Source organism: Vibrio sp. 1727, from assembly GCF_033344415.1.
GTDB classification, from domain to species: domain Bacteria; phylum Pseudomonadota; class Gammaproteobacteria; order Enterobacterales; family Vibrionaceae; genus Vibrio; species Vibrio alginolyticus.
This window is the reverse complement of the sequence record NZ_JAWPOT010000141.1, coordinates 1-872: the sequence shown is the minus strand read 5'-3', so window position 1 is coordinate 872 and position 872 is coordinate 1. Positions and strand designations below refer to the sequence as shown.

Below are 872 nucleotides of genomic sequence, written 5' to 3'. Positions count from 1 at the left end.
AGGTTGCATATTCAAATTGATTATTTGACTGACGACGCAATCTCATTTTCTAGAAACAAAGCTTCGTTATTAGAACATTTGCAAGAATATACTGAGTGGCGCCAGACTAAAACATCAGACCAGCCCCTTTTTAATCTGATGAATGTTCTTTTTAAAACTTTAAACATATCTATTGAACGTATTGACCAGAAGCATTCTATCCCTAAATCCAGTTATTATGAAGCTTATGATATCATCAACCAGTTATTAAATGGTAATTCCGCACTCTGTAAAAAACTGAGTTCGATGAATACTATGTTGAAGCCCATCACTTCACAGTCACATTCTGAAGGCTATAAAACACGGGCAATAAATGATTTTCTTTCTAAACTCGGGTTTGACACTGAAGTTGATCATAAAACAAACGGGAATTATAGAAAGTATAACATCTGGTTAAATTCACACGCGTATCCATCGATACTCAATAAACATGATTATTATGAAACTTCACTTGATATAAAACAAGCTATTATGTAATCATTCTGTTCGGTTTTAAGCAATTCTACCTTTTAATCTATGAAAATGATTTTCGAAATGCAGTATCGGCGTAAAGAAAAGTTTATCTATAGACGTGATGAGATCTGCTCAATCTTTAGAAGTGATGATATTGAGCAGATCATTGCAAAAAACTACTACATCGTCAGTATTGATTTTGAGCGATTTGTTTACTTGCGTTCGACATTGCCGCCTGATTTCTTTGACAAACTAGCTTTGTCACTGCGAGAAGGCGAACTGTGTTATATATCTTTCGAAGATGCCCTTTCAAGATGGAGTGTTATCTCTCAGATCCCGATGATTTTAATTCTCGGCACAACGGGTGAATCGGGCTTTTA

2 pseudogenes are annotated in these 872 nt (G+C 35.1%); both read left to right on the top strand.

The features are described 5' to 3' along the window. A pseudogene (locus R8O10_RS24375) lies at positions 1–516 on the top strand (hypothetical protein); the annotation flags it as partial. A 57-nt stretch (positions 517–573) separates the two neighbouring features. Next, a pseudogene (locus R8O10_RS24370) lies at positions 574–872 on the top strand (hypothetical protein); the annotation flags it as partial.